The organism is Actinopolyspora lacussalsi, assembly GCA_030803735.1.
GTDB classification, from domain to species: domain Bacteria; phylum Actinomycetota; class Actinomycetes; order Mycobacteriales; family Pseudonocardiaceae; genus Actinopolyspora; species Actinopolyspora lacussalsi.
Genome location: JAURUC010000001.1, coordinates 2,172,264 through 2,182,500, shown reverse-complemented (window position 1 = coordinate 2,182,500; position 10,237 = coordinate 2,172,264). Strand labels below are relative to the sequence as shown.

Here is a 10,237-nt window from a genome sequence, read left to right as displayed (position 1 = left end):
CCCGGGACCTTTACTACAGCTTGGTATGGGCGTCTGGTTCGGCTTGTGTAGGATAGGTGGGAAACGGTGAACCACGCACGCCAGTGTGTGGGGAGTTGCTGGTGAAATACCACTCTGGTCGTTCCGGGCGTCTAACCTCGGTCCGTGACCCGGATCAGGGACAGTGCCTGGTGGGTAGTTTAACTGGGGCGGTTGCCTCCTAAAAGGTAACGGAGGCGCCCAATGGTTCCCTCAGCCTGGACGGAAACCAGGTGGCGCGTGTAAGTGCACAAGGGAGCTTGACTGTGAGACCGACGGGTCGAGCAGGTGCGAAAGCAGGGACTAGTGATCCGGCACCGGCATGCGGATGCGGTGTCGCTCAACGGATAAAAGGTACCCCGGGGATAACAGGCTGATCTTGCCCAAGAGTCCATATCGACGGCATGGTTTGGCACCTCGATGTCGGCTCGTCGCATCCTGGGGCTGGAGTGGGTCCCAAGGGTTGGGCTGTTCGCCCATTAAAGCGGCACGCGAGCTGGGTTTAGAACGTCGTGAGACAGTTCGGTCCCTATCCGCCGCGCGCGTGTGGAGACGTGCGGGGAGCTGTCCCTAGTACGAGAGGACCGGGACGGACGAACCTCTAGTGTGCCAGTTGTCCCGCCAGGGGCACGGCTGGTTGGCCATGTTCGGCACGGATAACCGCTGAAAGCATCTAAGCGGGAAGCCCACCCCAAGATGACGTCTCCCACCCCCCGTAAGGGGGGATAAGGCACCCAGCAGATGACTGGGTTGATAGGCCCGACATGTACGCACAGCGATGTGTTCAGTGGACGGGTACTAACCCGCCGAACGGCGACACCCCCCCAACACACCGCCCACACACGCACCAACCCGCAAGCACCCGCGATCTCGCCACCACTATACGGCTCCCAACACAGCCACCACCCCCACCAACTAACTACATACCGGCTGAACCCAAACAGCCCCCATAGTTCTTTGGGTCGGTGGCCACAGCGGAGGAGACACGCCCGGCATCCATCCCGAACCCGGCAGCTAAGCCCTCCAGCGCCCCAGGTACTGCACCCCCACGGGTGTGGGAGACACGGACACCGCCGACCCAACCCCCCAAAACCGGCCCCACCCACCAGGGTGGGGCCGGACTACTCTCTGCCCCGAAAAACCCGATTGCCCAGGGGCCGGATACCGACGATCATGCCGGTATGCACGTCGAACGCCACGACTCGTTCGCTTCCTTCCGGGAAACCGCCGAGCGGCTCTACCGGGCTGATCCCGTACGGCACACCATTCCCGCGACGGTTCTGGCCGCGGCACGTAGTTACGAAGCCGGCCCCGCTCCCGTACTGCTCACCCTGCACGAGGAACGAACCGTGCTGGGTGCTTATCTCCGCACGCCACCTTTTCCCGCGCATGTCGGTGCACTCCCCGAAACGGACGCCGCGGAACTCGTTGCCGCGCTGTGCGAACACGATCCGGATCCCGGAGCCCTGCTCGGCCCCACCGAACAGGTCGATCGGTTGGCGGCTGAATGGTGTCGCGTTACCGGAGCGACCCGCGAACTCCGGATACGACAGCGACTCTACGAATTGCACACCCCGGAATTCCCCACCGAAGTAGTGGGTGAAGAACGTGCTTTCTTCCACTCCGATCTTCCCTGGCTGGCGAACTGGCGAGCGGAATACGCCCGTGACGCCGGGGACGTCGGAGTCGGTACCGACGCATCGGAGCGGGAACTGCGGTCCTTCTTGGACAGCGGTCGGATTCCGGTGCTCTGGTCCGCCGGTGGCCGCCCGGTGGCGATGGCCTTCCACAGCACGCCGAAGTACGGGATGTCCCGGATCGGACACGTCTACACCCCCGCGCGGTTCCGCCGTAACGGATACGGAGCGGCTGTCACGTTGGCGGCTGCCCGGCGAGCCGTCGCGGCGGGCGCGGAGCGGGTCGTGCTGTTCGCGGACCTGGCCAATCCCACCTCGAACTCCGTATACCGGCGCATCGGTTTCCGGCCGGTGCACGACACCGACGAGATCGTGCTGCACCGGCTGTGACTCGGATCGCTCCCGTTCGTATCCTGGCAGCTATGACCGGAGTGCGGATTCTCGTGGTGCAACCGTCCGAAAACCTCCCGCTCGGCATGCTGGGGGACTGGTTCGTCGAACTCGGAGCCGAGCTGGAGGTGCGCGATCCGTATCGGGAGGAACTCCCGGAGACGGCGGAGGACTACGCCGGGCTGGTGGTACTCGGTGGTGAGACGAACGCCGGAGCCGATCTCGAACATCCCTGGCTGAGTTCGGTGCGGAAACTGCTCAGCACCGCCACGTCGGCCGGGAGCCCGGTGCTGGCGCTCGGTCTCGGGGCACAGCTGCTGGCGATGGCGACCGGTGGTCGGATCGCCACCCGCCGCGACGGCCCTGAAGCGGGGACGTTGCTGGTGGCGAAGCGGGACACCGCGGCCGAGGACGTACTCGTCGGGCCGCTGCCGCTCACCCCGGATGTGTTCCAGTTCCACCGGGACGAGATCAGTACCCTGCCCCCGACCGCTCAGCTGCTGGCCGCCTCACCCAAGGGCGAGAACCAGGCGTTTCGAGTCGGGGCGCGGGCCTACGGCTTCCAGTTCCACGTCGAGACCACCCCCGAAGTGGTACGTGGTCTCGTCGACGCGGATCCGGAGTTGGCGGGAGCGGCTCGGGCCGGTCAGTTCGACGCCGAGCATCTCCGTGAGTTCCACGCCGATCTCGCGGAGACCTGGCAGCCGGTGGCGCGGCGGTTCTACGAGCTCGCCGCCACTCCCCCGGAGGAACGAACCACCACACGTTCCCTGCCGCTGGCCTGAGCGAAGTCCACCACCGGGATCCCGCCGACCGTCGTTTCGGACTACGGTACGGACATGGCCCAAGCCAACTGGCAACGCTCCGGGGCGGTGCCGTCGCCCGCGCGGTACGGATTCAGCGACGTCGAACGAGCCGAGGCCCAGCTCCGCGCGGCGGGCTGGTGGGGGGACAGCGGTCCGCTGCCCGGGACTGAACCGGTGCTGGAGACCCTCTCCCGCACGCCCGATCCCGATCTCGCCCTGCACTCCGTGGATCGGCTGCGTGAGTCGTCCGCGGCGGAATGGACGGAACTCGAAGGTCGGTTGTCGGCCGACTCGGATCTGCGAGCCAGGCTCCTTGCCACCATCGGCTATTCGAGCGCGCTGGCCGACCACCTGGTCGCGCACCCCGCCGACTGGCGTCGCCTGGCGGGTGACGACATCCGGCAGCGCGGTGTCCGGGAATTCAGCGCCGAGCTGTTGCACAGCGTCGGCGCGATGACCACCTCCTCACCGGGAGGCGGAATCCCGGAACTGCCGGTGGCCACAGTGGATAGCAGTACCGCGGTGACCCCGCTTCGTGCCGCCTATCGCGGACTGCTGCTGGAGATCGCCGCCGCCGATCTGGCCGGATCCGTCGATCCGAGCATCACCGCTCCCCCGTACGAGGAGATCACCGGCAGGCTCTCCGACGCGGCGGTCGCGGCGTTGCGCGCGGCGTGGGCGGTGGCCGCCTCCGAGCTGCCCGGGCAGCACACGCCGCGTCTCTCGGTGATCGCGATGGGCAAGTGCGGCGGCGGGGAACTGAACTACGTCAGCGATGTCGACGTCGTGTTCGTGGCCGACTCGGAGGAGGACGTCGCACCTGCCACACGGCTGGCGAGCACGCTCATGCGCGTCGCGGGTGCCGCCTTCTTCGACGTGGATGCCGCCCTCCGGCCGGAGGGCAAGGCCGGGGCGCTGGTGCGGACTCTGGATGGACATCTGAGCTACTACCGTCGCTGGGCCCGTACCTGGGAGTTCCAGGCGCTGCTCAAGGCGCGCCCGGTGGCGGGCGACACCGAGCTGGGCGAGCGTTACTCGGAGGCGGTTCGGCCGTTGATCTGGACGGCCGCGGAGCGGGAGGACTTCGTCACCGACGTGCGCTCCATGCGGCAACGTGTCGAACAGCACGTCCCCGCCGAGCAGACCGATCGCGAACTCAAGCTCGGCAGGGGTGGACTGCGCGACGTGGAGTTCGCGGTGCAGCTGTTGCAGCTGGTGCACGGCAGGGGGGACGAAGACATCCGGTCTCGTTCCACCATGACGGCGCTTCGCTCGTTGGGCGAACGTGGGTACGTGGCCCGCAGTGACGCCGGTGCGATGGCCGATTCCTACGCCTTTCTGCGTGGCGTGGAACACCGGTTGCAGCTGCGCAGGTTGCGACGCACCCACCTGTTCCCACCTTCGACGGAGCGGGCCACGCTCCACCACCTGGCGCGTGCGTTGGGGATGCGTTCGCAGGGCAGCCAGGAGGCGGCCGACGTGCTGCTCGGTGAGTACCGCAGACAGGGCAACCGGGTGCGCAGGTTGCACGAGAAGTTGTTCTACCGGCCGTTGCTGGAGTCGGTCGCGAAGGTGCCCACCGAGGCGTTGCGGCTGACCACCGGGGCAGCGGTTGACCGGTTGGCAGCGTTGGGTTACACCTCCCCGGAAGGGGCGTTGCGCCACATCGCGGCGCTGACCTCGGGGATGACGCGTCGTGCGAGCATCCAGGGCACCCTGCTGCCGGTGCTGCTGGATCTGCTGGGCCGAACTCCCGATCCGGACGGGGGGCTGTTGGCGTACCGCAACGTTTCCGAGGCGCTCGCGGACACCCCGTGGTATCTGCGGTTGTTGCGGGACGAGGCAGTGGTTGCCGAACGGCTCGCCTTCCTGCTGGGCACTTCGAAGCTGGTTCCCGAGTTGCTGGTACGCGCTCCCGAAGTGCTGCGGCTGTTGGCCGACACCGCGGAACTGTCCGAACGGGATCCGGCGGAGGTGGCCGGTTCGCTGTGCAGCGCGGTGGCGCGGCACAGCGAACCGGAGCGGGCTGCATCGGCGGCACGTTCGCTGCGCAGGCACGAGTTGCTGCGGGTGGCGGCGGGAGATCTGCTCGGGGTGATCCAGCCGCACGACGTGTTCGCCGCGCTCTCCACGGTGTGGGTGGCGGTGTTGCAGGCCACGTTGGACGCCGCTGTCCGTGACGTGGCGGCCAGGTCGGAGTGGTCGGCTCCCAACGGTGGGGTCGACGGTGCCGCGCGGCCCGCCAGGATCGCCGTGATCGGGATGGGCAGGCTGGGAGGTGCCGAACTCGGCTACGGTTCCGACGCCGACGTGATGTTCGTCTGCGAGCCGCTCGGGGGAGCGGACGACAGTACCGCCGTGCGGTTCGCGACCGCTGTGGTCGAGCAGGTGCGCAGGCTGTTGGGCAAGCCGAGTCAGGACCCGCCGTTGGAGGTGGACACCGATCTACGGCCGGAGGGGAGGTCGGGGCCGCTGGTCCGGACGCTGGACTCCTATCTGAACTACTACCGGAGGTGGGCCCAGATCTGGGAGGCCCAGGCGTTGTTGCGGGCGCGTCCGGTGGCGGGGGATGCCGAGCTGGGGGAGAGGTTCCGCTCCGCCGTGGACCCGATCCGTTATCCGGAGGGTGGGCCGGACGCGGGCAGGGTACGTGAGATTCGACGTATCAAGGCGCGGGTCGATGCCGAGCGGTTGCCGCGCGGTGCCGATCCGACCACCCACACCAAGCTGGGGCGCGGCGGACTGGCCGATGTGGAGTGGACGCTACAGCTGTTGCAGCTGCGTTTCGCCCACGAGTTCCCCGAACTGCGCACCACCTCGACGGTCGGTGGGTTGCGCGCCGCTGCCGGTGCCGGACTGCTGACCGAAGAGGACGCGGCGACCCTGGAGAGCGCATGGACGCTGGCCATGCGGGCGCGCAATGCCGTGATGCTGGTGCGGGGCAAGGGGAGTGATCAGCTTCCCAAACACTCCAGGGAGCTCAACGGGGTGGCCGCGGCGTTGGGTTATCCGAGCGGCTCGGACTCCGGTCAGGTGATGGACGACTACCTGCGCGCGACCCGGCGTGCCAGGAGCGTGGTCGAACGGGTCTTCTACGAGGACGTGCTGAGTTGACCGGGGTTTCCGGGGGCGGGAGCCCGACAGGCGCGACCTCCCACGGGTTCTCGTCACCATCGAGCGGGCGGGCGGAAAGCTCGGCCGGCGGGCCGGACGCGCTGCTCCGAATGTCGGAATAAGATCGCGACGAAACGTCGTTGCAGGGACCATGAAGGCTATCGCGCTCACCGAATTCGGCGAACCCGACGTTCTTTCGTACCAGGAGTTGGACGATCCGCTGGTCGGTCCCGACCGAGTGCTCGTCGAGACCAGGGCGGCGGGGGTGAACCCGGTGGACTGGAAGATCCGCTGCGGTTACCTGCGCGGTCTCTTCCCGCACCACACGCCGTTGATCTCCGGTTGGGACCTCGCGGGCGTGGTCCGTGCCGTCGGGCCCGCCGTGACCGAGTACAAACCCGGGGACGAGGTCGTGGGCTACGTGCGCGAGGACCACGTGCAGCACGGCACCTATGCCGAGCTGGTCGCCGCTCCGGTGCGGACCCTGGCCCACAAACCGGGCGCGGCGGACTTCACGCAGGCCGCGGGACTACCGCTGGCCGGACTCACCGCGCTGCAGATGCTGCAGGCGGTGGAGACCGGCACCGACGATTCCGTGCTGGTGCACGCCGCGGCAGGCGGTGTCGGGCACCTCGCGGTGCAGATCGCGTTCGCGCTGGGGGCCTCCCGGGTGATCGGGACCGCCTCGGAACGCAATCATGACTTCCTGCGCGAGCTGGGAGCCGAGCCGGTCACCTACGGCCCGGGGTTGCAGGGGCGGGTCGCCGAGCTCGTCGGTGGTGACGGCAAGGTCGACACCGCGATCGACATGGCCGGTGGAACCGCGCTGCGCGAAACCCCGGAGATCCTGCGGGACAGCTCGCGGCACGCCTCGGTGGAGGATCCCGAGACCGTGCTGCAGCAGGGCGGGCACTACGTGTTCGTCCGACCGGACACCGAGGACCTGACCTGGTTGAGCAAGCTGATCGATCGCGGTCAGCTGCGGGTGGAGGTGCAGCGCACCTTCCCGCTGCGCGACGCGGCCCAGGCGCACGAACTGCTGGAGCAGGGCCACGTGCGGGGCAAGCTGGTACTCACCGTCGACTGAACCGAAGCCACCCACCCGTGAGAGTGCGTCGGGCGCGGTGCCGTGCTCGTGAAGCCCGCGCCGCGCCCGTCGTGGACGAATCCTGCCGCTCGGTTGTCCTCCGTGGGTGGGCTGCTGGGCCGAGCCCGGTGATGACGCTGCTTGTTCGGCGCCTGCCGCACGCGTTCAGCGGCAGGCCGAGCACCAGCGCTCGACATCACGGATGCCGAGCCGTTCCCCGATACCGTGGCAGCGGCTCACGCGGTGTCTCACTGCTCCGGTCCGCTGCTGTGATTGTGCTCGCTCTCGCGCGCTCGGCGGTCGACGTGGCGCCGTTGTTTTTCGTACGCGCCGTGCAGGAGATCAACCAGGGTGGCCACGGTCCGTTCCGCCGGGTTCACGACAGCCACCCAGCCGCGAGCACCGTACACGGGATGGGGCATGAACACGTCCGATTCACCGAATTCCCGCGATTTCTTGTCGCTCGAGTCGAAGTCGCGGGGGGTTTCGCCGGTGAGCTCGGTGAATGTCGACCGGCCGACATCGACATTCACGCGGTATCGGTCCGCTGCCCTCAGGTTCGACGGCGGCTCGCCGGGATAGTCCTTCGTGACGATCGTGGCGAACGGCTGGTGGTGCCGCGGGATTCGCCCGTCCGGTGAGTAGTAGAAGAAGTGATCACCCCAGGCGATCTCGGGAAACTCGCTTCCCGCGCCGGGTGCGAGCTCGAGGATTCCTTCGAATTCGCGGACCGCGCCGAGGATGTGGTGCATACTCATGGTTCGAGCGTGGCATTGAAGTGCTTGTGGAGGGTTCGACCGCTGTGAATGATTCGGGGGCACACCGGGGGAGTCTCAACACCTCCGCCGTTGCCGCGGCCGCGGGCTACTCACCCCAACAGGTCCGTGATCTCGAACGGCTGGGAGTCATCCCGGCTGTCCCTCGAGCCGTGAACGGATACCGTGAGTTCTCCAGCGTCCATCTGCTCGCGCTGCGCACCTACCGCAACCTGGCCGTCGCCATCGGCCCGGTGGAGGCGAGAGATGTTCTTCGGCGAGTGCCAACCCTTCCCACCGACGAGGCGGTGACGCTGATCAGTTCGTTGCACGGCAAGCTCGTCCGTGCGCGGGAGGACGCCCTCGAAGCCCAACGAGCGCTGCTGTCGATACGCGACGAAGCCGTGTACGACTCCGAAACCGGTGCGGCGGACACCATGACGATCTCGGAACTGGCCACGGCCCTCGGCGTCCGCACATCGACGCTGCGGTTCTGGGAACAAGCCGGATTGGTGGCCCCGGAACGCGTGACCAGTCGCAGCGTTCGCCGATATCCCTTGTCCGCGATTCGAGAGGCTCGCATCACCGCCGCGCTACGCGCAGCGAGTTACCGGATCCCCGATATCCGTAAAACCATGCACGACATCCGAGAGCTCCACGAGATCGACGATCCGATCGCGGCACTACGAGCCAGAATCGACGTCATCGCGCAGCGCACACTCGCCCTTCTCACAGCAGGAACCGATCTCACGGAAATCATCCGGAACGGCTAGCCCGGTACTTCCCTGGTACGACTTCCGCACCGAACAGGCGGCGAGCGGAACAGCACACGACAGAGTGGGCCCCGCCGCGGCGGGGCCCACTCGTGTCACGCGGTGCGTCGGTCGATCACACGTCGAAGTACAGCGCGAACTCGTGCGGGTGCGGACGTAGCCGGATCGGGTCGATCTCGTTCTCCCGCTTGAGCGAGATGAAGTTCTCCAGCAGGTCCTCGGTGAACACGCCGCCTTCCAGCAGGTACTCGTGGTCGGACTCGAGGTTGTCCACCGCCTCGCTGAGGCTGGAGGGAACCTGCGGCACGTTCCTGGCCTCTTCCGGCGGCAGCTCGTAGAGGTCCTTGTCGATCGGGTCCGCGGGCTCGATCTTGTTGCGGATGCCGTCCAGGCCCGCCATCAGCATCGAGGCGAAGCCGAGGTAGGGGTTACCGGACGGGTCAGGGCAGCGGAACTCGACGCGCTTGGCCTTCGGGTTCGTCCCGGTGATCGGGATGCGCATGCAGGCCGAGCGGTTCCGCTGCGAGTAGACCAGGTTCACCGGTGCCTCGAAGCCGGGTACCAGGCGGTGGTAGGAGTTCACCGTCGGGTTGGTCAGCGCCAGCAGGCTCGGGGCGTGGTGCAGGATGCCGCCGATGTAGTACCGCGCCGTGTCCGACAGTCCCGCGTATCCGGACTCGTCGTGGAACAGCGGCGAACCGCCCTGCCACAGCGACATGTGGCAGTGCATACCGGAGCCGTTGTCACCGAACAGCGGCTTCGGCATGAAGGTCACGGTCTTGCCGTGCCGCCAAGCGGTGTTCTTGATGATGTACTTGAACAGCTGCAGGTCGTCGGCGGCGTGCAGCATCGTGTTGAACTTGTAGTTGATCTCGGCCTGGCCGCCGGTCCCCACCTCGTGGTGGGCCCGCTCCACGTCGAACCCGGCCTTGGCGAGCTCGGTGGTCATCTCGTTGCGCAGGTCGGCGAAGTGGTCGTACGGCGAGACCGGGAAGTAACCGCCCTTGTAGCGGGTCTTGTAACCCAGGTTTCCGCCGTCCTCGGCGCGGCCGGTGTTCCACCAGCCCTCGATCGAGTCGACCTCGTGGAACGAGGAGTTCGCGTCCTCGGAATAACGCACCGAGTCGAAGATGTAGAACTCGGCCTCGGAGGCGAAGAAGGCCGTGTCGGCGATGCCGGACTCGTTCAGATACTGCTCCGCCTTGCGGGCGATGTTGCGCGGGTCGCGGCTGTAGGGCTCCAACGTGAACGGGTCGTGCACGAAGAAGTTGAGGATCAGCGTCTTCTCGATCCGGAACGGGTCGATACGAGCCGTGTACGGGTCGGGCAGCAGCAGCATGTCCGACTCGTGGATCGACTGGAAACCACGCACCGACGAACCATCGAAGGCCAGCCCCTCGGTGAAGGTGTCGTGGTCGAACGCCGAAGCGGGAACGGTGAAGTGCTGCATGACGCCCGGCAGGTCGCAGAACCGGACATCGACGAACTTCACGCCCTCGTCGGAGATGAAGCGTAGGACCTCGTCTGGATTCTTGAACACCCTCGCTGGCTCCTTCACGCATTGGTGCCGCTCACCGGCCATTCCTCGTCGCCGGCTCGTGAATGAGGCTAGGGGGGCGGTGTTGCCCGGTCGTCACCCGCGTGTTTCGCCGACGTT

Annotated in this window: 7 protein-coding genes and 2 rRNA genes (1 of these 9 running past the window's edge); 7 read left to right on the top strand and 2 right to left on the bottom strand. The window is 67.1% G+C overall.

Features of this window, described 5'->3' with window-relative positions:
* The 6 genes from J2S53_RS09610 to J2S53_RS09585 form a co-directional block, all read left to right on the top strand.
* A 23S ribosomal RNA gene (locus J2S53_RS09610) occupies positions 1 to 841 on the top strand; it begins 2,263 nt to the left of the window's first position.
* A 138-nt stretch (positions 842 to 979) separates the two neighbouring features.
* A 5S ribosomal RNA gene (gene rrf, locus J2S53_RS09605) occupies positions 980 to 1,097 on the top strand.
* Positions 1,098 to 1,199: 102 nt separating this feature from the next.
* Positions 1,200 to 2,045, top strand: coding sequence for a GNAT family N-acetyltransferase (locus J2S53_RS09600; RefSeq protein WP_456240689.1), 846 nt, complete (start codon positions 1,200 to 1,202; stop codon positions 2,043 to 2,045).
* A 32-nt stretch (positions 2,046 to 2,077) separates the two neighbouring features.
* Complete coding sequence (locus J2S53_RS09595) at positions 2,078 to 2,830, top strand: type 1 glutamine amidotransferase (protein WP_456240688.1); 753 nt, start codon at positions 2,078 to 2,080, stop codon at positions 2,828 to 2,830.
* 54 nt (positions 2,831 to 2,884) lie between these two features.
* Positions 2,885 to 5,965, top strand: coding sequence for a bifunctional [glutamine synthetase] adenylyltransferase/[glutamine synthetase]-adenylyl-L-tyrosine phosphorylase (locus J2S53_RS09590; RefSeq protein ID WP_456240687.1), 3,081 nt, complete (start codon positions 2,885 to 2,887; stop codon positions 5,963 to 5,965).
* Between the two features lie 151 nt (positions 5,966 to 6,116).
* On the top strand, positions 6,117 to 7,052 hold the full coding sequence (locus tag J2S53_RS09585) for an NADP-dependent oxidoreductase (RefSeq protein WP_456240686.1): 936 nt from the start codon (positions 6,117 to 6,119) through the stop codon (positions 7,050 to 7,052).
* Positions 7,053 to 7,300: 248 nt separating this feature from the next.
* On the opposite strand, the gene J2S53_RS09580 is transcribed toward J2S53_RS09585, so the two are convergent.
* Positions 7,301 to 7,810 carry a DUF6194 family protein gene (locus J2S53_RS09580; RefSeq protein WP_456240685.1) on the bottom strand — a complete coding sequence of 170 codons (510 nt, stop codon included), beginning with the start codon at positions 7,808 to 7,810 and terminating at the stop codon, positions 7,301 to 7,303.
* 44 nt (positions 7,811 to 7,854) lie between these two features.
* Between J2S53_RS09580 and J2S53_RS09575 the strand changes: the two genes are divergently transcribed.
* Positions 7,855 to 8,580 carry a MerR family transcriptional regulator gene (locus J2S53_RS09575; protein ID WP_456240684.1) on the top strand — a complete coding sequence of 242 codons (726 nt, stop codon included), beginning with the start codon at positions 7,855 to 7,857 and terminating at the stop codon, positions 8,578 to 8,580.
* A 115-nt stretch (positions 8,581 to 8,695) separates the two neighbouring features.
* Here J2S53_RS09575 and glnA read toward each other — a convergent pair whose 3' ends face one another.
* Positions 8,696 to 10,120: a type I glutamate--ammonia ligase gene (gene glnA, locus J2S53_RS09570; RefSeq protein WP_456240683.1), complete on the bottom strand. Its 1,425-nt coding sequence runs from the start codon at positions 10,118 to 10,120 to the stop codon at positions 8,696 to 8,698.
* Positions 10,121 to 10,237 lie beyond the last annotated feature (117 nt).

Coding starts and splice junctions, on each gene's coding strand:
- J2S53_RS09585 (WP_456240686.1), top strand. CDS start 6,117: ATGAAGGCTATCGCGCTCACCGAATTCGGCGAACCCGACGTTCTTTCG.
- J2S53_RS09595 (WP_456240688.1), top strand. CDS start 2,078: ATGACCGGAGTGCGGATTCTCGTGGTGCAACCGTCCGAAAACCTCCCG.
- J2S53_RS09600 (WP_456240689.1), top strand. CDS start 1,200: ATGCACGTCGAACGCCACGACTCGTTCGCTTCCTTCCGGGAAACCGCC.
- J2S53_RS09580 (WP_456240685.1), bottom strand. CDS start 7,810: ATGAGTATGCACCACATCCTCGGCGCGGTCCGCGAATTCGAAGGAATC.
- J2S53_RS09590 (WP_456240687.1), top strand. CDS start 2,885: ATGGCCCAAGCCAACTGGCAACGCTCCGGGGCGGTGCCGTCGCCCGCG.